Genomic DNA, 22,107 nt, shown 5'->3' with positions numbered 1-22,107 from the left:
CTGTGTCAAGCGCTGCACCATAGAAAATCGGGGTGAAATAACAAACAGGCGCTATAAAAGCGCCTGTTTTTGCATTCACCGTTACTAAACTCTAGTAAAAGTTAATGTTTTACCACTTCCGTTTGGCCGTCCACCTTGGCGGCCGCGGCTGCCACGGCTTCCACCGGGGCGGTCTCGGTCAACGCTTCCGGCATGCGTTCCAGCGCGATTTCCAGCACTTTGTCGATCCAACGCACCGGCACGATTTCCAGTTTGTTCTTGACATTGTCCGGGATGTCGGCCAGGTCCTTGACGTTCTGCTCGGGGATCAGCACAGTCTTGATGCCACCGCGCTGGGCCGCCAGCAGCTTCTCTTTCAGGCCGCCGATCGGCAACACTTCGCCACGCAGCGTGATCTCGCCCGTCATCGCCACATCGGCGCGGACCGGAATGCCCGTGAATACCGACACCATCGCCACCGTCATCGCCGCGCCAGCCGAAGGACCGTCTTTCGGCGTCGCGCCTTCTGGCACGTGGATGTGGATGTCGCTCTTCTCAAACACTTCGTTCTTGATGCCCAGGCGATTGGCGCGGCTGCGCACCACGGTGCGGGCTGCCTCGATCGATTCCTTCATCACGTCGCCCAGCGTGCCGGTGCGGATCACCCCGCCCTTGCCCGGCATCTGCACGGCTTCGATGGTCAGCAGATCGCCGCCCACCTCGGTCCATGCCAGACCCACGACCTGGCCGATCTGGTTTTCCTTCTCGGCCACGCCGAAGTCGTAGCGGCGCACACCCAGGAACTTGTCCAGGTTCTTGCTGGTGACGGCGACTTTCTTCTCCGTCTTCTTCAGCAACAGCATCTTCACGACCTTGCGGCAGATCTTGGACACTTCGCGTTCCAGCGAGCGCACACCGGCTTCACGGGTGTAGTAGCGGATGATGTCGCGCAGCGCCGACTCGGCCACCGAGATTTCCTCTTCCTTCAGACCGTTGTTCTTGATCTGTTTAGGCAGCAGGTAGCGCTGGGCGATGCTGGTCTTCTCGTCTTCCGTGTAGCCGGACAGGCGGATGACTTCCATGCGGTCCAGCAGCGCCGGCGGGATGTTGTACGAGTTCGACGTCGCCACGAACATCACGTCGGACAAGTCGAAGTCCACCTCGATGTAGTGGTCCGAGAACGTGTGGTTCTGCTCAGGATCCAGCACCTCCAGCAGGGCCGACGACGGATCGCCGCGGAAGTCCGCGCCCATCTTGTCGATCTCGTCCAGCAGGAACAGCGGATTGCGCACGCCGACCTTGGCCAGCGACTGCAGCACCTTGCCCGGCATCGAGCCGATGTAGGTACGGCGGTGGCCGCGGATCTCGGCCTCGTCGCGCACGCCGCCCAGCGCCATGCGCACGAACTTGCGGTTCGTGGCGCGGGCGATGGACTGGCCCAGCGAGGTCTTACCGACGCCTGGAGGACCGACGAAGCACAGGATCGGCGCTTTCAGCTTGTCGACGCGTTGTTGCACCGCGAGGTATTCCAGGATGCGTTCCTTAACCTTGTCCAGGCCGTAGTGATCGCCTTCCAGCACTTTCTCGGCGTTCGACAGGTCGTTGTTGACCTTGGATTTCTTCTTCCAAGGCAGGCTGACCAGCGTGTCGATGTAGTTGCGCACGACGGTGGCTTCGGCCGACATCGGCGACATCAGCTTGAGTTTTTTCAGCTCGGCGGTGGCCTTGTCCAATGCCTCTTTCGGCATCTTGGCCAGCGCGACTTTTTTCTCCAGCTCGTCCAGATCGGCGCCGTCCTCGCCCTCGCCCAGTTCCTTCTGGATGGCCTTGACCTGTTCGTTCAGGTAGTACTCGCGCTGCGACTTTTCCATCTGGCGCTTGACGCGGCCACGGATGCGCTTCTCGACTTGCAGAATGTCGAGTTCGCCTTCCAGCTGGCCCAGCAGGTGCTCCAGGCGTTTGGCCACGCTGAAGATTTCCAGGATCACCTGTTTCTGCTCGAGCTTTAGCGGCAGGTGCGCGGCGACGGTGTCGGCCAGGCGGCCGGCGTCGTCGATGCCCGACAGCGAGGCGAGGATCTCAGGTGGGATTTTTTTGTTCAGCTTGACGTACTGGTCGAACTGCTGAACGATGGCGCGGCGCATCGCTTCGATCTCCGAATCGTCGCCCAGCTCGGAATCGAGCGGCGTCAGATCGGCGATGAAGTGCGTCGGCGCATCGGTGATGCGGTTGATGCGTGCGCGCTGAGCACCCTCGACCAGCACCTTGACGGTGCCGTCGGGTAGTTTCAGCATCTGCAGAATATTGGCCACGCAGCCGATCTCGTAGATATCGGAAGCAGAAGGTTCGTCCTTGGCAGCGGCTTTTTGCGCGGCAAGCATGATGCTCTTGCCCTGCTCCATAGCGGCTTCCAGCGCCTTGATCGATTTTGGGCGGCCTACGAACAGCGGTATCACCATATGCGGGAAAACTACAACATCCCGCAGCGGCAATAACGGCAGTTGAGTTTGCTCAGTTAATTTGGAAGTTGTCATGGCGTACCTTATGTGAAAGCGTGATTATGATGTGGGCGCTGTTTTGCCGAATCACAAGACCGACCTGCAAGAAATAATCCCTTTAAAAAAGGTTAATTTCAAAGTAGCTAGTCATGTTCTAAAAAAACGCGTCAAATAAAAAAGCCACGCGTGACAAACGCTGCTGTCACGTGTGGCTTTCCGAATGAAGCCTGCATTCTTTTATTGATTTAAATTGTACCGCCTTGCCCCACGGATGCGAAATGAATTTTGCTGCTGAGTGGGGTTAGTGTGCACAAGTTATTCAATTCTCACCAGATGCCTTGGCCTGGTCTTGGTAGATCAATAAAGGTTTGGCGCCGCTGGTGATCGTGTTTTCATCAATGACCACTTTGGTGACATTGGTTTCGTTCGGCAGCTCGTACATCGTATCGAGCAGCGCGTGTTCCAGGATCGAGCGCAGGCCGCGCGCGCCGGTCTTGCGGGCCAGCGCCTTCTTGGCGATGGCGTGCAGGGCGGCAGGACGGATTTCCAGCTCGGCGCCTTCCATGTCCAGCAGCTTGGCGTACTGTTTGACCAGTGCGTTCTTCGGCTCGACCAGGATCTGGATCAGCGCTTCCTCGGTCAGTTCCGACAACGTGGCGACCACCGGCAGGCGGCCCACCAGCTCGGGAATCAGGCCGAACTTGATCAGGTCTTCCGGTTCCGCTTCCAGCAGCACGTCGCTGGCGCTGCGCTCCTTCTTGCTCTTCACGCTGGCCGAGAAACCGATGCCGGATTTTTCCGAACGGTTGGAAATCACCTTGGCCAGGCCGTCAAACGCGCCGCCGCAAATGAACATGATGTTGGTGGTGTCGATCTGCACGAAGTCCTGGTTAGGATGCTTGCGGCCGCCTTGCGGTGGCACCGACGCCATCGTGCCCTCGATCAGTTTCAACAGCGCCTGCTGCACGCCCTCGCCCGACACGTCGCGGGTGATCGATGGGTTGTCCGACTTGCGCGAGATCTTGTCGATCTCGTCGATGTACACGATGCCGCGTTGCGCTTTCTCAACATCGTAGTTGCAGCTTTGCAACAGTTTTTGGATGATATTCTCGACGTCCTCGCCCACATAGCCCGCTTCGGTCAGCGTGGTGGCGTCGGCGATGACGAATGGCACGTTCAGCATGCGGGCCAGGGTCTGGGCCAGCAGGGTCTTGCCCGAGCCGGTAGGACCGACCAGCAAGATGTTGCTCTTGGCCAGTTCGATGTCGTCTTTCTTGCCCAGGTGCTTGAGGCGCTTGTAGTGGTTGTACACCGCCACCGACAGGATGCGCTTGGCCGTTTGCTGGCCAATGACGTACTGGTCCAGCAAGTCCTTGATTTCATGCGGGGTCGGCAGGTCCGACTTGGCGCCCGTGACCGACTCGATGGCCGAGGTTTCATCGCGAATGATGTCATTGCACAAGTCGATGCACTCGTCGCAGATGAAGACCGATGGGCCGGCGATAAGTTTCTTTACCTCGTGCTGGCTCTTGCCGCAAAACGAGCAGTACAGTAATTTTTCGCCGCTGGAGGATTTTTTGTCTGACATGGGGCAGTTTTCTTTGGGTTACAGAATGGCGTTGCTCTTGCCAGGTAGCATAAGTGAAGTCTGGAAAAGTCCGCCGACGACTACATGCTACCCGAAATAAAAACGAAACGCCCGAACGATTAATCGCCCGGGCGTTCTTTTAGCAATGCTGCGAAGGAAGCATCAAGCCCGGTTGGACAACATTTTGTCGATCAAACCGTACTCTACCGCCTCTTCCGCCGACATGAAACGATCACGATCCGTGTCTTTGGCGATCTGCTCCACGGTTTGACCCGTGCGTTCAGCCATGATCGAATTCAGACGGTGGCGCAGGTACAGGATTTCCTTGGCCTGGATTTCGATGTCCGAAGCCATGCCCTGCGAGCCGCCGGACGGCTGGTGAATCATGATGCGCGAGTTCGGCAGCGAGAAGCGCTTGCCCTTGGCACCGGCCGCCAGCAGGAAGGCGCCCATGGAGGCGGCCATGCCGGTGCACAACGTCGAAACGTCGGGCTTGATGAACTGCATCGTATCGAAGATCGCCAGACCGGCCGAGACCGAACCGCCTGGGGAGTTGATGTACAGCGAGATATCCTTGTCCGGATTTTCGCTTTCGAGGAACAGCAACTGGGCGACGATCAAGTTCGCCATCTGGTCGTTGACGGGGCCGACCATGAAGATCACGCGCTCCTTCAGCAGGCGCGAGTAGATATCATAGGAGCGCTCGCCGCGGCCGCTCTGTTCGACCACCATCGGCACCAGGCCGAGCATTTCAGTGTCCAGCGCCGGGTTACGGTTCATACCAGTCATTCCATTTCCTTGTGAAGCAGCTATAGGCCGGAAGCTTTATATTACATCATCCGGCCCGTGCTGAATTACGCTTGTGCGTTGCTTCCCATCAGTTCGTCGAAGGCCACAACCTTGGACGACGTTTTCGACAGGCCCAGGACGTAGTTAACGACGTTTTCTTCCAATACAAGGGCTTCGACTTCAGCCAGGCGGCGACGGTCGCTGTAGTAGTACTTCAGCACTTCGCGTGGGTCTTCGTAGCTCTGGGCGAAGTCTTCGACTTGCGCTTTGACCTGTTCAGGCTGGGCTTGCAGCTTGTTCTCGCCGACCAGTTGCGACAGGATCAGGCCCAGGCGTACGCGACGCTCGGCTTTTTCCGCGAACAGTTCTGGTGGGAACGGGATGTCCTTGACGTTCATGCCGCGCTGAGCCATGTCTTGACGGGTCATTTCGGCCAGGCGCTCGGTGTCTTGGGCGATCAGGGCTTGTGGCACGTCCAGGGTCGCGGTTTTCACCAGCGCTTCCATCACGGCTTCCTTGTTGCGGGCTTTGACACGGCCGGCAACTTCGCGTTCCAGGTTGACTTTGATGTCTTCGCGCATTTTGGCGACGTCGCCATCGGCCACGCCCAGCGATTTGGCGAACTCAGCGTCGACTTCCGGCAGGTGCGCCCATTCCAGCTTCTTCAGGGTGATGGTGAACGATGCGGTTTTGCCGGCAACGTCCTTGCCATGGTAGTCCTCTGGGAAGGCCAGTGGGAAGGTCTTGGATTCGCCGACTTTCAGGCCGACGGTGGCGGCTTCGAATTCTGGCAGCATGCGGCCTTCGCCCAGCACGAAAGCGTAGTCTTCAGCTTTGCCGCCTGGGAATTCAACGCCGTCGATCGAGCCGACGAAGTCCACGGTCACGCGGTCGCCATTGGCTGCGACAGCTTCGCCGCCGTCGCCGTGTTCGCCAGCTTCGCCCTTGGTGTGGAAGTGCACGCGCTGTTTGCGCAGGATTTCAATGGTTTTGTCGATTTCGGTTTCCGACACGTCAGCCTTGACGGTTTCGATTTCCACGGTCGACAGGTCGCCAACGACCACTTCCGGGTAGATTTCGAAGGTCGCGTCGAAGGTCAGGACGCCCGCTGGCGAATCTTCCTTAGGCTCGATGCGTGGGTAGCCCGCTACGCGCAGCTCGGCTGCATTGGCGGCGTCGTTGAAAGCGCGGCCAACTTTATCGTTCAGCACTTCGGTCTCGATCTGATAACCGTATTGTGCTGCGACCATTTTCAGAGGAACTTTACCCGGACGGAAGCCTGGTGCCTTAGCCGTTTTGGCTTGCACTTTCAGGCGCTTCTCAACTTCAGCGCGGACCTCGGTCAGCGGGAAGGAGATCGTGATACGACGTTCGAGTTTGCCTAAGGTTTCGACTGCAGTTGCCATGTAAAAATCGTCCAAAAAAATAGTAATACAGTTGGTGCGAGGAGGGGGACTCGAACCCCCACACCATTGCTGGCGTCAGGACCTAAACCTGGTGCGTCTACCAATTTCGCCATCCTCGCGGCATGTTTGCACAAAAGCAAAGGGCGACCCGTAAGTGAAAACGGTCGCCCTATTCCCGCTGGAGTCCGCAGGAGCTTTCAACTTCAACGCGGTATTCTAACGGGTTTTTCAGCGAAATGTGACGATTTTTAATATGTCGCCAACATTCCGCTGTTTTTTCCTTATTTCACCGGCTTTTTCACTCTAAACCATGCCGCATACAGTGCTGGCAAGAATAATAAAGTCAGCGCCGTGGCCAATATCAGGCCGCCCATAATCGCCACCGCCATCGGACCCCAGAATACCGAGCGCGACAACGGAATCATCGCCAGCGCCGCCGCGGCGGCCGTCAGGATGATCGGACGGCAGCGCCGCACCGCCGACTCGACGATCGCGGTCCACGGATCGTGGCCGGCCTTGATGTCCTGCTCGATCTGGTCGACCAGGATCACCGAGTTACGGATGATCATGCCGAACAGCGCGATGATGCCCAGGTTGGCCACAAAGCCCAGCGGACGGCCCAGCACCAGCAAGGCCATTGCCGCCCCCGCCACGCCCAGCGGGCCGGTCAGGAACACCAGCAGCGCCCGCGAGAAGCTGTGCAGCTGCAGCATCAGCAGCGTGAAGATGATGAAGATCGCCAGCGGCAGGTTGGCCGCGATCGACGCCTCGGCCGAACCGCTGTCCGCCGCCGCACCCTTGACGGTGATGGCGTAGCCGGCCGGCAGGTTGTCGCGCAGCTGCTTGAGCTTGGGCTCGATCTGGCCGGACACGGTCGGGCCCTGGATGTTGTCGGCCACGTCGGACTGCACGGTGATCGCCCATTCGCGCCCTTCCCGCCACACCACGCCCGGCTCCCACACGAAGTGCGCTCGCGCCAGCTGGCTGATCGGCACCGACTTGCCGCTGGCGGTCGGAATGTTGGTGTCGTTCAGGATCGAGATCGTGTTGCGCTCCTCGATAGGCTGGCGAATCTGGATGTCGATCAGCTTGATGTCCTCGCGGAACTGGCCGATGGTGGTGCCCGACAGGATGGTGTTCGCCGCCCGCATCACGGTTTGCGAAGTCACGCCCAGCGCGCGCATCTTGTCCTGGTCCAGGTCGAGGCGCAGCACCTTGATCGATTCATTCCAGTTGTCGTTGACGCCCAGCGTGTTCGGATTGGCGCGCATGATGTCCTTCACCTGGTCGGCGATGGCGCGCACCTTGTCCACTTCGCCGCCGGTCACGCGGAACTGTACCGGATACGGCACCGGCGGCCCGTTCGGCAGCAGCTTGACGCGGCCGCGCACTTCAGGGAAGTCATGCTTGAAGACGTCGACGATCTTGTCGCGCAACGCCGAGCGCGCATGCAGGTCCTTCGGCAGCACGACGATCTGCGACACGTTCGTCTGCGGAAAGATCTGGTCCAGCGGCAGGTAGAAACGCGGGCTGCCGGTGCCGACGTAGCTGGTTACGCTAACCACGCCCTCCTGCTTGCGGATGAATGCCTCGAACTTCTTCACCTGCGCCTCATTGGCGCTGAAGGTGGTGCCTTCCGGCGTCCACAGCTCGACCATCAGTTCGGGACGGCTGGAGTCCGGAAAGAACTGCTTCTCGATGAACTTGAAGCCGTACACGCCCAGCGCGAAGATCAGCAGCGTGGCCGCGATGGTGGTCTTGCGATATTCGACGCACCAGTTGACCACCGCGCGGAACTTGCGGAAGCCCGGCGTGTCGAACAGGTCATGTTCACTGCCGCCCTCGGCGTGCGGCTTCACCTTCAGCAGCACGTAGCCGATGTACGGCGTGAACACCACGGCCACCACCCACGAAATCACCAGCGCCAGCGCGTTGACCGAGAACAGCGAGAACGTGTACTCGCCGGCCGCCGACTTGGCCAGGCCGATCGGCAGGAAGCCCGCCACCGTGATCAGCGTGCCGGTCAGCATCGGGATCGCGGTCGAGGTGTAGGCGAAGGTGGCGGCGTCGAAGCGCGACATGCCCTCCTCCATTTTGCGCACCATCATTTCGACGGCGATGATGGCGTCGTCCACCAGCAAGCCCAGTGCGATGATCAGCGCGCCCAGCGAGATCTTGTGCAGGTCGATGTCGAGCATGCGCATGAACAGGAAGGTCACCGACAGCACCAGCGGAATGGTCAGCGCCACCACCAGGCCAGGACGCACGTCCAGCCGCAGCTTGGGCTTGCTGTGCATGCCCAGCGCGACGAAGCTGACGGCCAGCACGATCAGCACCGCTTCGATCAGCGTGTGCACGAACTCGCCCACAGACGCCTTGACGGCCTCGGGCTGGTCCGACACGCGCTCCAGCTCGATACCGACCGGCAGCTTGGCCTTCATCGCGGCGACGGTCTTCTCCATGCTCTTGCCGAGCTGGATGATGTTGCCGCCCTTTTCCATCGACACGCCCAAGCCGATCACTTCCTTGCCGTTGAAGCGCATCTTGTTGCCGGGCGGGTCCTGGTACTCGCGCTTGACGGTGGCGAAGTCGCCCAGGCGGAAGGTGGTGCCGTTGGCGCGCAGCTCCAGCTCCTCAAGATCCTTGACGGTCTTGAGCGCGCCGGTCACGCGCACCTGCAGGTTGTCGGTCGGGGTGACCAGCACGCCGGTCGCCTCCACCGTGTTCTGGGTGGCGATCTGGTTGGCGATGGCCTCGATCGGGATGCCCAGTTGCGCGAACTTCTTGTGCGAGAACTCGATGTTGATCTTCTCGTCCTGCACGCCGAACAGCTCGACCTTGGACACCAGCGGCACGCCCAGCAGCTGCTGGCGGACGAAATCGGCATAGTCCTTCATCTCGGCATAGGTGAAGCCGTCGCCGGACAGCGCGAAGATCGAACCGTAGGTATCGCCGAATTCATCGTTGAAGAACGGCCCCTGCACGCCCGGCGGCAAGGTGCCGCGGATGTCGCCGATCTTCTTGCGCACCTGGTACCAGGACTGCGCCACTTCCTTGGGCGGCGCCGATTCGCGCAGCTTGAGGATGATGGTGGTCTCGCCCGGCTTGGAGTAGCTGCTGATCTCGTCGATGTCCGGCGTCTCCTGCAGCTTCTTCTCCAGCTTGTCGGTGACCTGCTCGGCCATCTGCAGCGAGGTCGCGCCCGGCCAGTTGGCCCGCACCACCATCGCGCGGAAGGTGAATGGCGGATCCTCGTCCTGGCCGAGGTTGGAATAGCTCAGCATGCCGCCTATCAGCAGCACGGCGATCAGGTAGCGCGTCAGCGGGATGTGTTCAAGCGCCCAGCGTGAAAGGTTGAAGCCCCCCTTCATTTGACGGTCTCCGCGACCGCAGGCGCAACAGCAGGCGCGGCGGCCGGCAGATCGTTACCGAGGATCTTGACCTTCTGGCCCGGCTTGAGCAGGTTGACGCCCGCCGTCACCACCGTCTGGCCCGGCTTGACGCCGCCCGCCAGCACGATCTCGTTGCCGGCCGCGCCGTCAATGGTGACCGGCACCAGCTTGACGACGCCGCCCTCCACCACCCACACCGACGAAGCGGATTTTTCATAGTACAGCGCCGTCAACGGCACCTTGATCTGCGGCTTGGCCGTCTTGGAGGCGAACTGCACCACGGCAGTCATGCCCAGCTTGGCTTCGGACAGCGAGTCCGGAATCACCACCTTGACGGTGTAGGTGCGGGTCGACGGATCGGCCACCGGTGAGATCTCGCGGATCTTGCCCGCCACCACGTTGCTTGGGTCGGCCCACAGGCGCACCTGCACGTCCGGCACGCGGCGCAGGGTCTCGACCTTGTCTTCCGGCAGGCCGATGACGATCTCCTTCTCGCCCTGCTTGGCCACGCGCACCACGGGCGTGCCCGGCTGCACCACCTGGCCGACTTCGGCATCCACCGCTGTCACAACGCCGTCAACATCGGACACTAGACTGGCATAGGCCGCCTGGTTGGACTGCCCGCGATAGGCAGCCTGCGTGGCGTCCACATTGGCTTGCGCTGCCTTGTAGGTGGAATCCTTGGCGTCCAGCACGGCCTGGCTGACGAAGTTCTTGTTGCGCAGTTCCTGATAACGCTTTAGCTCGGCCTTGGCCAGGTCGCGGTTGGTCTCGGCGGCGCGCAGGCCGGCCAGCGCCTGGGCCTGCGACAGCTGCAAGTCCTGCGGGTCCAGCTGCATCAGCACTTGGCCGTGCTTGACCAGCGTACCGACATCGACCTTGCGGCTGACGATCTTGCCGCCGACGCGGAAGCCCAGCCGCGATTCCACGCGGGCGCGCACCTCGCCGGAAAACTCGGCGTTGACGTCGATGTCGCTGCTGGCCAGCACCATGGCGCGCACGGGGCGGATGTCTTCGGTTTTCTCGGCGGGCTTGGAGCAACCGGCCAGCACGGCGGCCGCCAGCACGGTAATAAGGAGGGGTGAAATCTGACGCTGTTTTTCAAAGGCGACCACGGTGTATTCCTTTAGCTTGCTCTGGAGTGTAGATGGCACTACTATTACGGCTCGGAAATTAATGACTTTCCGTTAATTTATTATATGCCGACCTCGTGTGTTTGCAAATGACTTTCGCGTCATTAACTTTATTTTTTGCTTTTGGGCCAGTTTTATGCCGGTAGATCACTACGAGAATTTCCCTGTTGCATCTTTTCTACTGCCGAGCCGCTTGCGGCCGGCGGTGGAAGCGATCTATGCCTTTGCCCGCAGCGCCGACGACCTGGCCGACGAAGGGGACGCCGCGCCCGAGCAGCGGCTTGCCGCGCTGAACGCCTACGAAGCCGCGCTGACCCAGATCGAGGCCGGCGCCACCCCGCACGATCCGATGTTCGAGCGGCTGGCGCAGGTGGTGCGCCAGTACGAGCTGCCGCTCAAGCCGCTGTTCGACCTGCTGTCGGCCTTCAAGCAAGACGTGTTGGTGAGCCGCTACGCCACCTACGATGCGCTGCTGGACTATTGCGCCCGCTCTGCCAATCCGGTCGGCTTCCTGATGCTGCACCTGTACGGCCAGGCCGACGAGGAAAATATCCGCGATTCCGACGCCATCTGCACCGCGTTACAGCTGATCAACTTCCTGCAAGATGTGGCGATCGACATCCATAAGGAACGTATCTACATCCCATTGGAGGATCTGAGCCGCTACGCGATCTCGCCGGCGGCGCTCGACCACGCCAGCGCCCGCCCCCGCTGGCGCTCCATGATGAAGTTTGAAGTGGACCGCGCCCGTGCGCTGATGCTGAGCGGCGCCCCACTGGCCCTGCGCCTGAACGGACGCATAGGTTTCGAGCTGCGCATGGTGGTGCAAGGCGGCCTGCGCATCCTGGACGCGATCGAGGCGGCCGAATACGACGTTTTCCTGCACCGCCCCAAGCTCACCAAGCGCGACTGGCTGGGCATCTTCTGGGCGGCGGTGCGCATGAAGAAGCAAATGAAGGCGGTTTTCAAGGCCGCTTGACGCGACTCTGCCGCAAAAGATAGCCGAGCACGATTAGATCGTTTCCGCTGCACAATGTTCCTTCCCTATGCTACCTTGCCAGAAAATGGAGAGGTGGCATTATGATTACGGAAGATCGGTCGTCGCGACCGGATTTGGAAACATCGAAAGTGGTGGAATTGGGCGTCAACCTGCTGCAAAGCCGTGGACGGGCGTTCGCGTCGGAATTTTTAGTGCGCAGGAACATTCCATTCAGCGTCATCGTGCGGGTGCTGTCCGACCCGCCTGGCCGCCGCCGCGCAGGCAGCCTACGGCGATAGCGCCGTGTTCGCCCCGTGCGACGCCGGCGGTTTGAGCAGCGAATCGCGCAACGCGGCCGCGTCCGTCACCGATATCGCGGTATGACAATTGGCCCATTCGTTTGAAATGCGCCATTCCTGATAGTCGCGCCCGCTGAGCTTGCGCTGTTGCTGTTCATTAAGCACGTGACAACGGCTAGCCACCAGCGCGGCCTCCTGCAGGTGATTTTCGTAATAAGTAGCGGATTTCATTGGAACATCGGCCGCGGCTGGCGCGCGGCCGCAGCCCCACAACAGTGGAATAAGCAATATGGCGGCGGCAAACTGCTGATACATACGTGGCATCTCCAGGGAAACGTAACATATTGTATCCCCGAAGATAAAAACCCGTCGTCACAGTTGATTGGGTGCACCTTTCAACTCAACAACATTGCCCTCCGGGTCGGTCAGATAGATGGACGGCCCCTCTCCTTCCGCGCCGTAGCGCGATTCCACTTGCCCAGCCGTCACCCCGTGCGCCAGCAGATGCGCGCGGATGGCCGGCTCGTCGAAGGGCTCCACCCGCAGGCAGAAATGGTCCATATTGCGCCCTTCGGCGCCCGGCGCCGCCCCGCCCACGCGGCCCAGCTTGCCATCCACCGGCACCAGGTCGATCAGGCTGCTGCCGGCGCGCAATTGCACCAGGCCGATTTCATCCTGCCTGCGCTCGACCGTGCAGCCGAGCGCGCCGCAGTAAAAGTCCATCATCCGCGCCAGTTCGACGACGCGCAGCACCAGGTGATCGATTTCACGTATTTGTATCATGCATACATCTCATTCAAAAGGCGCTGCATTTCCGCGCCGGAGACCTGTTTCTGATGCGTGGCGATGGTCCAGGTATTGCCAAATGGATCCATCACCCGCCCCTCGCGCGTGCCGAAGAACATATCGCCGACCGGGCTCAGCGCCTTCGCGCCGCACTCGATCGCCAGCGCCACGGTGGCATCGGCATCCGGCACGTAGATCTGCGCCAGCAACGGCTGCTCCGGCCAGCCCTCCATGGATTCGCCCAAGTTGATGCGCGAATCGCCTAGCTTCAGCTCGCAATGCACTACTTTGCCATCAGGCGTATGCAGGCGCAACAATTCCTCCGCGCCGAACACCTTCTGGTAATACGCGACCGCCTCGGCCACATTGCTGACGATGCAGTTTGGTGTGACGGTGTTGCAGCCTTCAGGCCGGCCGGTGGCATCCATGGAGTTCCCCTTGGCTAGTGAACAATCTTGTTTAATTGAGAACTTTGAACTGTACTCCAATCCATGCCCGCCGTGCCGACAGAGGCCCACATTGTTACACTTAACCTATAGAATAGCGGCTTCGATGTCATCCTTGCTTTTTTATCCATGTCTCCCGACGAATACTGCCAGCAAAAGACCGCCCAGAGCGGCTCCAGTTTCTACTACAGCTTCCTGTTCCTGCCGCAGGAGCGTCGCCGCGCAATCACCGCCCTGTATGCGTTTTGCCGCGAAGTGGATGACACCGTCGACGAGTGCACCGACGAATCGATCGCCCGCATCAAGCTGGCCTGGTGGCGCAAGGAAATCGCCAACATGTATGAAGGCCAGCAGACCCACCCCGTCACGCAGGCGCTGCAGCCGCACCTGAGCGCCTACAATCTGCAACAACAGCACCTGCAGGCCATCATCGACGGCATGGAGATGGACCTGAACCAGACCCGCTACCTCGACTACGCGGCGCTGACCAAGTACTGCTGGCACGTGGCCAGCGTGGTGGGCATCCTGTCGGCCAGCATCTTCGGCGCGACCAAGCCCGAAACGCTGCTGTACGCGGAAAAACTGGGCCACGCCTTCCAGCTGACCAACATCATCCGCGACGTCGGCGAGGACGCGCGCAAGGGCCGCATCTACCTGCCGATCAACGAGCTGCAGCAGTTCAACGTCACCGCCGCCGACCTGCTCAACGCCCGCCACAGCGAGAACTTCGAAAAGCTGATGGCCTTCCAGGCCGCGCGCGCGCAGAAGGTCTACGACGAAGCCTTCGCGCTGCTGCCGAAGGAGGACCGGCGCGCCCAGCGCCCCGGCCTGATGATGTCCGCCATCTACCGCACGCTGCTCGACGAAGTGCAGGCCGACGGCTTCCACGTGCTCACGCAACGCATTTCGCTGACGCCGATCCGCAAGCTCTGGCTGGCGTGGAAGACCTACATTCGTGGCTAACGAAGGCGTCGACCAGCGCACCGGCAAAGTCGAACCGGGGCTGACTTCGCGCGCGGTCGCGGTGATCGGCGGCGGCTGGGCCGGTTGCGCGGCGGCGGTCGAGCTGGCGCGCGCCGGCTACAAGGTCACGCAGCTGGAGGCCGCGCGCACATTGGGCGGCCGCGCGCGCCGCATCGAAACCGACCACCGCCACCTGGACAACGGCCAGCACATCCTGCTGGGCGCCTACAGCGAAACGCTGCGGCTGATGAAGCTGACCGGCGTGGACCGCGAGCAGGCCTTGCTGTCCCTTCCTCTGCAGATGCGCTACCCGGCCGGCAGCGGCGGCATGGATTTCGTCGCGCCGCGCCTGCCCGCGCCGCTGCACCTGGCGCTGGCGCTGCTGCGCGCCAAGGGACTGGACCGCGCCGATAAACTCAGCCTGGCGCGCTTCTCCACCACCGCGCGGTGGATGGGCTGGACCCTGCACACAGATTGCAGCGTGGTGGAGCTGCTGGAACGCTTCGATCAGACCCCGCGCCTGATTCAGCTGATGTGGCGCCCGCTCTGCCTGGCCGCGCTGAACACGCCGCCGGAACGCGCCTCGGCCCAGGTCTTCCTCAACGTGCTGCGCGACAGCCTGGGCGCCAAGCGCAGCGCCTCGGACATGCTGCTGCCGCGCGCCGACCTGTCCGCCCTGCTGCCCGAGGCGGCGGCGGCCTACGTCGAGGCGCACGGCGGCTCGGTGCGCACCGGCGCCAAGGTGCAGGCGCTGCGCTCCATCGAAGGCCGCCTGTGGCAGCTCGACATCAGCGGCGCCGCCGTGGGCGGCAACTGGAGCACCTATTTCAGCGGCGTGGTGCTGGCCACCGGCGCCAGCCAGGCCGCCACGCTGCTGCACGGCATACCGGACTGCGATACCTCCGCCCTGTGCAGCCAGCTGACCGCGTTCGAGCCGGAAGCCATCACCACCTGCTACCTGCAATACGACGCCGCGACCCGGCTGGAACTGCCCTTCTTCGCGCTGCTGGACGACCCGGATAACCATCAATGGGGCCAGTTCGTGTTCGACCGCGGCCAGCTCGACGCCGGCCAGTCCGGCCTGCTGGCGGTGGTCATCAGCGCCTCCGGCAGCGCCGCCGCCCAAAGCCAGGATCTGCTGGCCGAGGCGGTGGCGGTCCAGCTGGCGGCGGTGTTCCAGCGCCCGGAGCTGGGCCGGCCGAAGTGGTTCAAGGTCATCACCGAGAAGCGCGCCACCTACGCCTGCGCGCCCGGCCTGCCCCGCCCGGCCAACGACAGCGGCTTGCCCGGCCTGGTCATCGCCGGCGACTACACCGCCGGCGACTACCCGGCCACGCTGGAATCGGCCGTCCGCAGCGGCGTCGCCGCCGCCGCGCTGCTCAAGGGGGCCACCATCTAGTCCCCGGTTTTGGTCGTCTGCCCCGCTATTTATGCAGCCTGTCTCATGCCGATGGCGCCTGGCCGGGCGCTTGCGTACAGTAGCATCATCGACAAAAGACCAACATTGGAATCAACATGAACATCGCCCTCAGCCTCAAAACCCTTGCCTTGATCGCCTTCGTCGCGGCCAGCACGGTGGCCATCGTGCAGACCGCACCGGTGGCAAGCAGCGCGATGGCCATGGCACACAACAGCGCAACATTAGGTATTTGATATCATGAACAAGCAGGCATACCTCGACGCGCTCAAACAGGCCATGCAGGGCCTGCCCCAGGAAACGGTGGCCAAGACCCTGGCCTACTACGAGCAGCGCTTCATCGACGGCCTGGTCGCCGGCCGCAGCGAGGCGGAGGTCTACAAGGAACTCGACGAACCACGCAAGGTCGCCATGACCTTGCGCGCCAACGTCCACCTGAACGCCTTCGAGCAAAAGAAAACCCCGGTCAACCTGGCGCGGATGGTGGTGTCGTTCATCGGCCTGGCCATCTTCAACCTGTTCATGGTGATCCCGGCGATGGTGTATGCCTCGCTGCTGGGCGCCGTCTACGTATCGGCGTTCGCCTTCTACATCGCCGGCATCGCGCTGGTGTCGAGCGGGCTGTCGGGGCAGAACGAGCTGGCGCTGGAAGGCCCGCTGCGCCACGTGATGGCGTTCACCAACTCGCACTTCGACACGGACCAGGAAGAGCAGGACATCCAGGGCTGGCGCATGGCGATCAACAGCATGGGCGTCCAGATCAACAAGGACCCGGACAACGCCGACAACAGCGTCGGCGGCGACGAGAACCTGAGCCGCAGCGGACGCCTGCTGAACCGCGCCGAGGCGGTCGCCACCGGCGACCTGCACATCACCACCGATTTCGACAGCGGCGCGCGCACCAGCCAGTCGCTGATCGGCTTTGGCCTGATACTGGGCGGGATCGCGCTTTGCCTGATCAGCATTGTCGTCACCCGCTACACCATGATCGGCCTGAAACGGTATATCGCAATGAACGTGTCCCTGCTTCGTGGACGCTAAGGAGGCATGACCATGCGCGCATTATTAAAAATCGGGACCAGCCTTTTGCTGCTGTCCTTCGTGCTGATCGCCATCAGCTACAGCATGCTGAAGGCCTACGGCAGCACCAGCCCGACCAGTTCGGCCGGCCGCGCCCTGGGCAGCGAAACCCGCAAGATCGACGCCATGGCCACCGCCGTGGAACTCAACGGCCCGATCGACCTGATTCTGGTCCAGGGTCCGGTGGCGTCGCTGAAGGTGCGCGGCGAGCAGCGTTCGCTGGCCAATATCGAAACCATCCAGGACGGCCGCGACCTGCACATCGGCACCAAAGGCATGCTGCTCAATCCACGCCACCCATTGCAGGTGGAGCTGGTGCTGCCGCAGCTCGAAGAGCTGACGGTGCGCAGCAGCGGCGAGACCAAGGTCACGGGCTTCAACGGCGACAAGCTGGAACTGCAGATGCACGGCTCTGGCAATGTGAACTTCACCGGCCGTTATCGCGAACTGACCGCCGGCGCCCATGGCAGCGGCCATCTGAACCTGAACGCGGGCAGCAGCGAGAATGTGGAACTGGAGATGGTGGGCTCGGGCCAGATCACTTCTTCCGGCAGCTGCAAGACACTGAACGCCGAGTTGACCGGCTCCGGCGACCTCGATGCGCGCCACCTGGCTTCGGAAAAAGTGACGGTCAACCTGAAGGGCTCCGGCACCAGCCAGGTGTTCGCCAAGCAGTCGGCGGACCTGACGCTGCGCGGCAGCGGCGATATCCGCGTATTCGGCAATCCCGACAACCGCAACGTCAGCCGCACCGGTTCCGGCGACGTGACCTGGGAATAAATCAGTCGCGCTTCAGCCAGGCCAGGACATCGCGTCCCGCCGCTTGGCCGCCGGCCAGGCAGGCCGTCAGCAGATAGCCGCCGGTGGGCGCTTCCCAGTCCACCATCTCGCCGGCCACGAACACGCCCGGCGCCGACTTCAACATCGTTCCCTCCAACGCATCCCAGCGCACGCCGCCGGCGCTGCTGATCGCCTCGTCGATCGGGCGTGGCCGCAGCAGACCCACCGGCAGCCGCTTGATGGCCCGCGCCAGCTGGTCTTCGTCCGCATACTGTTCCTTGCCCAGGCACTCGCGCAGCAGGCCGGCCTTGACGCCCTTGATGCCTAGGCGGCTTTGCAGATGGCTGGCCATCGAACGCGCGCCGCGCGGCCGCGCCACCTCGTCCGCCACCCGTTGCGGCGACAGGTCCGGCAGCAGGTCGAGATGGATCGTCGTGTAGCCATTCGCGGCGATCTGGTCGCGCAGCGCGGCCGACAAGGCATAGATCAAACTGCCCTCGACGCCGCCCTGGGTGACCACGAACTGCCCCTGCTTGCGGAATTCCTTGCCGTCCGCACCGGTGGAGATGATGGCGACGGTGGTCAGCGGCTCGCCCGCGTGACGGCTGCTGAAATGCTCGCTCCAGTCCACGTCGAAGCCGCAGTTGGCCGGCGCCAGCGGCGCCACGCCGACACCACGCGCGGCCAGCAGCGGCACCCATGCGCCATCCGAACCCAGTCGCGCCCAGCTGCCGCCGCCCAGTGCCAGCACCACCGCGTCGGCGTGCACCAGCAGTTCGCCGCCGGGGGTATCCAACATCAGCGCGTCGTCGCGCCAGCCCAGCCAGCGGTGGCGCATGTGGAACTGCACACCGCTTTCGCGCAAACGATGCAGCCAGGCGCGCAGCAATGGCGCGGCCTTCATATCAGTCGGGAACACGCGGCCCGAGGTGCCGACGAAGGTGTCCACGCCCAGGCCATGCACCCAGTCGCGCACGTCCTGCGGGCCGAATGCGTCGAGCATGGGGCGCAGCGGCGCGGCGCCCTTGCCGTAGCGCGTAACGAAGTCCACATACGGTTCGGCGTGCGTGATGTTCATGCCGCCACGCCCGGCCAGCAGGAACTTGCGGCCGACCGAGGGCATCGCGTCATAGACGTCGACCTCCGCCCCGCCCTGCGACAGAGTTTGGGCGGCCATCAGCCCGGCAGGACCGCCGCCGATGACGGCGACACGAAAAGGTGTCAAACTAGACTGCATGAATTCGGTCCGATATGAGACAAAGTTACAGGAGATACGATGGGCGCCACTTTTTGGATTAAACGCTATTTGCAGGCCGCAGTGCCCTTGTTTGTGATACTGGCGGCGGTGGAGTGGTTCAAAGGTTCGACCGCGCGCGAAGACTATCTAAGCGCCGCCGTCTGGGCGCTGTTCGCGGCGGCCATTTTCACCTACGCGGCATGGCGCCGCTACCGCAACAACCAGGCCTGCGCCTTGTGCGACAACCTGGACGCGGCGCGCGGCGCCAACGCCAAGCCTAAAAAGCCCTAGGGCTTAGCCGCCGGTCACTGGCGGGAAGAACGCCACTTCGGCGCCGTCGGCCAGGGCCGTGTCGGCGCCGCACATCACCTGGTTGCAGGCCATGCGCAATGCCGGATTGCCCAGCGCCTGCTGCCAGGCCTCGCCGCGCGCGGCCAGGTGGGCGCGCAAGGCGCCGACGGTGCTCATGCCGGCCGGCAGGTCCAGCGTCTCGGACGATGCGCCCAGCGCTTCGCGCACGCTGGCGAAAAATTTTACGGTAACAGACATCAGTGCATTAACTCGCTAAACGGTATAAATCGAACGGCGTCGCCGGCCGCGATGGCCTGGCCGGGCGGATTGTCGATCACGCCATCGCCCCATACGGTCGACGTCAGTACGCCGGAACTCTGGTTGGTGAACAATTCAAGGCCCCCGGCCGCGTTGATGCGCGCGCGCAGGAACTCGTTGCGCTTGTCCGCCTTCGGCCAGTTGAAATCGGCGCGCATCGTGAATGCTCGCGGCGCCAGCGCCTCGGTCACGCCCTGCAGGCGCAGCACGAACGGGCGAACGAACATCAGGAAGGTGATGAAGCTCGACACCGGATTGCCCGGCAGGCCGACAAAGAAAGCCTGCCCCACCTCGCCGAACGCCAGCGGCTTGCCCGGCTTGACGGCGATCTGCCACATATTCAGCTTGCCCTCCGCCTCGACGGCGGGCTTGATGTGATCCTCCTCGCCGACCGACACGCCGCCGGAGGTGATGATCAGGTCATGCCCTTGCGCGCACTCGCGCAGCACCGAGCGGGTGGCGTCGAGCGAATCGGGCACGATGCCGAAATCGCTGATCTCGCAGCCCAGGTTTTCCAGCAGCGCGCGCAGGGTGAAGCGATTGGAGTTGTAGATGGCGCCCGGCGCCAGCGGCTCGCCCGGCATCGTCAGCTCGTCGCCGGTGAAGAACACGGCCACGCGCAGCCTGCGCTTGACCGGCAGCTCGGCCAGGCCGACCGACGCGGCCAGGCCCAGCTCCTGGCTGCGCAGGCGCGTGCCGGCCGGCAGGATGATGCTGCCGTTGGTGATGTCCTCGCCGGCGCGGCGTATCCATTCGCCGGACTTGGGCGTGTGGCGGATCGTGACCACGTTGCCGGCCAGCTCGCACTGCTCCTGCATGACCACCGCGTCCGCGCCTTCCGGGATCAGCGCGCCGGTGAAGATGCGCGCGGCGGTCCCTGGCAGCAAAGGCTGGCCGACATGGCCGGCCGGGATGCGCTGCGACACCGTCAGTGCCGCGCGGCCGCTGGCGCAATCGGCGGCGCGCACCGCGTAGCCGTCCATCTGCGTGTTGTCCATGCCCGGCACGTTCATGCCCGACACCTGCGCCTTCGCCAGCACGCGGCCGTTGGCCGACAGTGTCGATACCACTTCAACGCCGGCCACGGGACGCGCGGCGGCGGCCATCAGGGCCAGCGCCTCGGCGACCGCCAGCATCGGCTTCGGTTGAAACTTGGGCTTGGATTCGTCGCTCATGGTTACAGGCCGGTGTTCGCGGCGATGTAGGCCTTCATCTTCTCGACATCCGGCGGCATGACGACAAACTTCTGCGGCAGGTCTTCGATGTTCTCGAAGCCTTCCGGACGTTCGGCGTCCTCGCCCAGCGCGTCGAGGATGGTTTCGTTGAACTTGGCGGCCAGCGCGGTCTCCAGCACGATCATCGTCACGCCAGGCTCCAGGTTTTCGCGCGCGACCTTGATGCCGTCGGCGGTGTGGGTGTCGATGACGATGCCGTAGTCGTCGGCCACGTCGCGGATCGTGTTCAGGCGGTCCTCGTGGGTGGACTTGCCGGACTTGAAGCCGTACTTGGCCACCAGCTTGAACTCGTCGCCGTCGCTGCCCGGCTTGCCGGACAGGTCGAAGCCGCCGTGGGTTTCCACTTTCTGGAACAGCGCGCGGGTGCGGTCGCCGTCGCGGCCAACCAGGTCGTAGATGAAGCGTTCGAAGTTGGACGCCTTGGAGATGTCCATCGACGGGCTGCTGGTGTGGTAGGTCTCGGACGATTTGCGCACGCGGTACACGCCGGTGCGGAAGAACTCATCGAGCACGTCGTTTTCGTTGGTGGCGGCGACCAGCTTGTCGATCGGGAGGCCCATCATGCGGGCGATGTGGCCGGCGCAGATATTGCCGAAGTTCCCCGACGGGACGGTGAAGGACACCTTCTGGTCATTCGACGTGGTCGCCGACAGATAGCCGCGGAAGTAGTACACCACCTGCGCCACCACGCGTGCCCAGTTGATCGAGTTGACGGTGCCGATCTTCTGCTTGGCCTTGAACGGCAGGTCGTTGGAGACCGCCTTGACCATGTCCTGGGCGTCGTCGAACACGCCTTCGATGGCGATGTTGAAGATGTTCGGGTCCTGCAGCGAGAACATCTGCGCGGTCTGGAAGGCGCTCATCTTCTTGTGCGGCGACAGCATGAACACGCGGATGCCCTTCTTGCCGCGCATCGCGTATTCGGCGGCGCTGCCGGTGTCGCCGGAGGTGGCGCCGAAGATGTTCAGCTGCGCGTTGTGCTTGGCCAGCGTGTATTCGAACAGATTGCCCAGCAATTGCATCGCCATGTCCTTGAAGGCCAGGGTCGGGCCGTTGGACAGCGCCTGCAATACCAGCTTGGTGCCGTTCGCGCCCTCTTCCAGCACGCGCAATGGCGTGATCTGGCTGGCCTTTTCGCCTTTGCGGGCGTTTTTGTAGACTTCCTTGGTGTAGGTCTTGGCGGTCAGCGCGCGCAGGTCGGCTTCCGGAATATCGGTCGCGAACTTCCTCAGGATCTCGTAGGCCAGGTCGGCGTAGGACAGCTGGCGCCATGCATCGAGTTCGGCGCCGGTCACTTGCGGATAGGCGGTCGGCAGGAACAGGCCACCATCGGCTGCCAGGCCACCCAGCAGGATGTCGGAGAATTGTTGGGAAGAAGACGAAGCGGCCGATGCGGCGGCGCGGGTAGACACGTATTGCATAGATTAGAAAGTCCGGTTGAGCTGACGGATAAAAGGCAGAACGGTACAAAGCGAGCGGATATTATAGTGC

21 protein-coding genes and 1 tRNA gene are annotated in these 22,107 nt (G+C 62.6%); 8 read left to right on the top strand and 14 right to left on the bottom strand.

The features are described 5' to 3' along the window. Positions 1-101 precede the first annotated feature (101 nt). From lon to ACUJB0_RS00540, 7 genes are all read right to left on the bottom strand, one after another. The gene (gene lon, locus ACUJB0_RS00570) at positions 102-2,513 is read right to left on the bottom strand and encodes an endopeptidase La (protein ID WP_117010517.1); all 2,412 of its coding nucleotides are present in this window, start codon (positions 2,511-2,513) and stop codon (positions 102-104) included. 283 nt (positions 2,514-2,796) lie between these two features. Next, positions 2,797-4,065, bottom strand: coding sequence for an ATP-dependent Clp protease ATP-binding subunit ClpX (gene clpX / locus ACUJB0_RS00565; protein WP_008448338.1), 1,269 nt, complete (start codon positions 4,063-4,065; stop codon positions 2,797-2,799). 162 nt (positions 4,066-4,227) lie between these two features. After that, positions 4,228-4,845 carry an ATP-dependent Clp endopeptidase proteolytic subunit ClpP gene (gene clpP / locus ACUJB0_RS00560; RefSeq protein ID WP_020703301.1) on the bottom strand — a complete coding sequence of 206 codons (618 nt, stop codon included), beginning with the start codon at positions 4,843-4,845 and terminating at the stop codon, positions 4,228-4,230. Between the two features lie 74 nt (positions 4,846-4,919). Further along, the gene (gene tig / locus ACUJB0_RS00555; RefSeq protein WP_444843490.1) at positions 4,920-6,260 is read right to left on the bottom strand and encodes a trigger factor; all 1,341 of its coding nucleotides are present in this window, start codon (positions 6,258-6,260) and stop codon (positions 4,920-4,922) included. Between the two features lie 32 nt (positions 6,261-6,292). Beyond that, positions 6,293-6,379: transfer RNA gene (locus tag ACUJB0_RS00550), tRNA-Leu, on the bottom strand. A 162-nt stretch (positions 6,380-6,541) separates the two neighbouring features. Continuing rightward, positions 6,542-9,631, bottom strand: a complete 3,090-nt coding sequence (locus ACUJB0_RS00545) for an efflux RND transporter permease subunit (protein WP_444843489.1) — start codon at positions 9,629-9,631, stop codon at positions 6,542-6,544. Next, complete coding sequence (locus tag ACUJB0_RS00540) at positions 9,628-10,806, bottom strand: efflux RND transporter periplasmic adaptor subunit (RefSeq protein WP_444843488.1); 1,179 nt, start codon at positions 10,804-10,806, stop codon at positions 9,628-9,630. Before ACUJB0_RS00540 ends, ACUJB0_RS00545 begins: the two co-directional genes overlap by 4 nt. A gap of 115 nt (positions 10,807-10,921) precedes the next feature. On the opposite strand from ACUJB0_RS00540, the gene hpnC reads away from it, so the two are divergent. Together hpnC and ACUJB0_RS00530 are read left to right on the top strand one after the other, a co-directional pair. Further along, on the top strand, positions 10,922-11,764 hold the full coding sequence (gene hpnC / locus ACUJB0_RS00535; RefSeq protein ID WP_444843487.1) for a squalene synthase HpnC: 843 nt from the start codon (positions 10,922-10,924) through the stop codon (positions 11,762-11,764). A 134-nt stretch (positions 11,765-11,898) separates the two neighbouring features. After that, on the top strand, positions 11,899-12,063 hold the full coding sequence (locus ACUJB0_RS00530; RefSeq protein WP_444843486.1) for a hypothetical protein: 165 nt from the start codon (positions 11,899-11,901) through the stop codon (positions 12,061-12,063). Here ACUJB0_RS00530 and ACUJB0_RS00525 read toward each other — a convergent pair. The 3 genes from ACUJB0_RS00525 to ACUJB0_RS00515 are packed head-to-tail and all read right to left on the bottom strand — an operon-like array spanning position 12,052 to position 13,277. Then, the gene (locus tag ACUJB0_RS00525; protein WP_444843485.1) at positions 12,052-12,378 is read right to left on the bottom strand and encodes a hypothetical protein; all 327 of its coding nucleotides are present in this window, start codon (positions 12,376-12,378) and stop codon (positions 12,052-12,054) included. The genes ACUJB0_RS00530 and ACUJB0_RS00525 overlap by 12 nt on opposite strands. 57 nt (positions 12,379-12,435) lie before the next feature. After that, positions 12,436-12,846: a VOC family protein gene (locus tag ACUJB0_RS00520; protein WP_444843484.1), complete on the bottom strand. Its 411-nt coding sequence runs from the start codon at positions 12,844-12,846 to the stop codon at positions 12,436-12,438. After that, positions 12,843-13,277 carry a VOC family protein gene (locus ACUJB0_RS00515; protein WP_444843483.1) on the bottom strand — a complete coding sequence of 145 codons (435 nt, stop codon included), beginning with the start codon at positions 13,275-13,277 and terminating at the stop codon, positions 12,843-12,845. Before ACUJB0_RS00515 ends, ACUJB0_RS00520 begins: the two co-directional genes overlap by 4 nt. Before the next feature lie 147 nt (positions 13,278-13,424). Between ACUJB0_RS00515 and hpnD the strand changes: the two genes are divergently transcribed. The 5 genes from hpnD (at position 13,425) to ACUJB0_RS00490 (ending at position 17,535) form a co-directional block, all read left to right on the top strand. Continuing rightward, positions 13,425-14,258: a presqualene diphosphate synthase HpnD gene (gene hpnD, locus ACUJB0_RS00510; protein WP_444843482.1), complete on the top strand. Its 834-nt coding sequence runs from the start codon at positions 13,425-13,427 to the stop codon at positions 14,256-14,258. Continuing rightward, the gene (hpnE, locus tag ACUJB0_RS00505; protein ID WP_444843481.1) at positions 14,251-15,657 is read left to right on the top strand and encodes a hydroxysqualene dehydroxylase HpnE; all 1,407 of its coding nucleotides are present in this window, start codon (positions 14,251-14,253) and stop codon (positions 15,655-15,657) included. Before hpnD ends, hpnE begins: the two co-directional genes overlap by 8 nt. Before the next feature lie 116 nt (positions 15,658-15,773). Then, positions 15,774-15,911, top strand: a complete 138-nt coding sequence (locus ACUJB0_RS00500) for a hypothetical protein (RefSeq protein ID WP_161082730.1) — start codon at positions 15,774-15,776, stop codon at positions 15,909-15,911. Positions 15,912-15,915: 4 nt separating this feature from the next. Beyond that, positions 15,916-16,716 (top strand): DUF1700 domain-containing protein, encoded by an 801-nt coding sequence (locus ACUJB0_RS00495; RefSeq protein WP_444843480.1) that lies wholly within the window; start codon positions 15,916-15,918, stop codon positions 16,714-16,716. Between the two features lie 12 nt (positions 16,717-16,728). After that, a complete protein-coding gene (locus ACUJB0_RS00490; RefSeq protein WP_444843479.1) occupies positions 16,729-17,535 on the top strand; it encodes a head GIN domain-containing protein in 807 nt (268 codons plus the stop codon). 1 nt (position 17,536) lies between these two features. Here ACUJB0_RS00490 and ACUJB0_RS00485 read toward each other — a convergent pair whose 3' ends face one another. Continuing rightward, positions 17,537-18,772, bottom strand: coding sequence for a TIGR03862 family flavoprotein (locus ACUJB0_RS00485; RefSeq protein ID WP_444843478.1), 1,236 nt, complete (start codon positions 18,770-18,772; stop codon positions 17,537-17,539). Positions 18,773-18,811: 39 nt separating this feature from the next. Between ACUJB0_RS00485 and ACUJB0_RS00480 the strand changes: the two genes are divergently transcribed. Continuing rightward, positions 18,812-19,063, top strand: coding sequence for a hypothetical protein (locus ACUJB0_RS00480; protein ID WP_444843477.1), 252 nt, complete (start codon positions 18,812-18,814; stop codon positions 19,061-19,063). A gap of 3 nt (positions 19,064-19,066) precedes the next feature. Here the strand turns inward: ACUJB0_RS00480 and moaD are convergent, their stop codons facing one another. The 3 genes from moaD to thrC are packed head-to-tail and all read right to left on the bottom strand — an operon-like array spanning position 19,067 to position 22,037. Continuing rightward, positions 19,067-19,321, bottom strand: a complete 255-nt coding sequence (moaD, locus tag ACUJB0_RS00475) for a molybdopterin converting factor subunit 1 (protein WP_444843476.1) — start codon at positions 19,319-19,321, stop codon at positions 19,067-19,069. Next, positions 19,321-20,556, bottom strand: coding sequence for a molybdopterin molybdotransferase MoeA (locus ACUJB0_RS00470; protein ID WP_444843475.1), 1,236 nt, complete (start codon positions 20,554-20,556; stop codon positions 19,321-19,323). The genes moaD and ACUJB0_RS00470 overlap by 1 nt, the downstream gene beginning before the upstream one ends. A gap of 2 nt (positions 20,557-20,558) precedes the next feature. Continuing rightward, the gene (thrC, locus tag ACUJB0_RS00465; protein WP_444843474.1) at positions 20,559-22,037 is read right to left on the bottom strand and encodes a threonine synthase; all 1,479 of its coding nucleotides are present in this window, start codon (positions 22,035-22,037) and stop codon (positions 20,559-20,561) included. Positions 22,038-22,107 lie beyond the last annotated feature (70 nt).

The organism is Duganella caerulea (assembly GCF_040362985.1).
In the GTDB taxonomy this organism is placed as follows: Bacteria; Pseudomonadota; Gammaproteobacteria; order Burkholderiales; family Burkholderiaceae_D; genus Rugamonas; species Rugamonas vulcania.
This window is presented reverse-complemented; position numbering and strand designations above follow the sequence as displayed.

Coding starts and splice junctions, on each gene's coding strand:
- thrC (WP_444843474.1), bottom strand. CDS start 22,037: ATGCAATACGTGTCTACCCGCGCCGCCGCATCGGCCGCTTCGTCTTCT.
- moaD (WP_444843476.1), bottom strand. CDS start 19,321: ATGTCTGTTACCGTAAAATTTTTCGCCAGCGTGCGCGAAGCGCTGGGC.
- ACUJB0_RS00545 (WP_444843489.1), bottom strand. CDS start 9,631: ATGAAGGGGGGCTTCAACCTTTCACGCTGGGCGCTTGAACACATCCCG.
- lon (WP_117010517.1), bottom strand. CDS start 2,513: ATGACAACTTCCAAATTAACTGAGCAAACTCAACTGCCGTTATTGCCG.
- hpnD (WP_444843482.1), top strand. CDS start 13,425: ATGTCTCCCGACGAATACTGCCAGCAAAAGACCGCCCAGAGCGGCTCC.
- ACUJB0_RS00470 (WP_444843475.1), bottom strand. CDS start 20,556: ATGAGCGACGAATCCAAGCCCAAGTTTCAACCGAAGCCGATGCTGGCG.
- ACUJB0_RS00495 (WP_444843480.1), top strand. CDS start 15,916: ATGAACAAGCAGGCATACCTCGACGCGCTCAAACAGGCCATGCAGGGC.
- ACUJB0_RS00515 (WP_444843483.1), bottom strand. CDS start 13,277: ATGGATGCCACCGGCCGGCCTGAAGGCTGCAACACCGTCACACCAAAC.
- ACUJB0_RS00525 (WP_444843485.1), bottom strand. CDS start 12,378: ATGTATCAGCAGTTTGCCGCCGCCATATTGCTTATTCCACTGTTGTGG.
- ACUJB0_RS00485 (WP_444843478.1), bottom strand. CDS start 18,772: ATGCAGTCTAGTTTGACACCTTTTCGTGTCGCCGTCATCGGCGGCGGT.
- hpnC (WP_444843487.1), top strand. CDS start 10,922: ATGCCGGTAGATCACTACGAGAATTTCCCTGTTGCATCTTTTCTACTG.
- clpP (WP_020703301.1), bottom strand. CDS start 4,845: ATGAACCGTAACCCGGCGCTGGACACTGAAATGCTCGGCCTGGTGCCG.
- ACUJB0_RS00520 (WP_444843484.1), bottom strand. CDS start 12,846: ATGATACAAATACGTGAAATCGATCACCTGGTGCTGCGCGTCGTCGAA.
- tig (WP_444843490.1), bottom strand. CDS start 6,260: ATGGCAACTGCAGTCGAAACCTTAGGCAAACTCGAACGTCGTATCACG.
- clpX (WP_008448338.1), bottom strand. CDS start 4,065: ATGTCAGACAAAAAATCCTCCAGCGGCGAAAAATTACTGTACTGCTCG.
- ACUJB0_RS00500 (WP_161082730.1), top strand. CDS start 15,774: ATGAACATCGCCCTCAGCCTCAAAACCCTTGCCTTGATCGCCTTCGTC.
- ACUJB0_RS00480 (WP_444843477.1), top strand. CDS start 18,812: ATGGGCGCCACTTTTTGGATTAAACGCTATTTGCAGGCCGCAGTGCCC.
- ACUJB0_RS00490 (WP_444843479.1), top strand. CDS start 16,729: ATGCGCGCATTATTAAAAATCGGGACCAGCCTTTTGCTGCTGTCCTTC.